The organism is Aeromicrobium phragmitis, from assembly GCF_003674095.1.
In the GTDB taxonomy this organism is placed as follows: Bacteria; Actinomycetota; Actinomycetes; order Propionibacteriales; family Nocardioidaceae; genus Aeromicrobium; species Aeromicrobium phragmitis.
Window position 1 is genome coordinate 1 of the sequence record NZ_RDBF01000157.1, and the last position, 376, is coordinate 376.

At 65.2% G+C, this 376-nt stretch carries 1 protein-coding gene; it reads left to right on the top strand.

What is annotated here, in order from left to right; genetic code table 11:
* Positions 1 to 108: 108 nt before the first annotated feature.
* Positions 109 to 376, top strand: a 268-nt coding sequence (locus D9V41_RS16750) for a hypothetical protein (RefSeq protein ID WP_243697328.1), incomplete at its 3' end; no start/stop codon positions are given.

The window sequence follows — 376 nt, forward strand, 5'->3', positions numbered from 1 at the left end:
CCTCGCGTCAAAGCGAAGCAGCGCCGAGGTCTTCTCGGGTCGCGCCGCGCCGAGGTCGGACAAGCGGCACTGGAATTCACTGCACTTTTCCCGCTTGCACTCTTGACCATGGCGCTGTTGTGGCAGGTCGCGCTGTGGGCGGTCGCGATCGTGTACACGGGCAATGCGGCCGACGAAGGGGCTCGTTCGGCGGCTATCGGCGGTTCGCCTTCGCAAGTAAGCCGGGACGCTCGTGCTGCGGTGCCGGGCTGGATCGAGAACGGCATGAGCGTCTCGACTCCGGCGCAGTCCGTTCGCGTGCGTACCGAGTTGCCCATCTTCGCTCCCGGCTTGTCGTTCAATGGGCTGGCCTACACCTCGACCGTTCACTACGTTC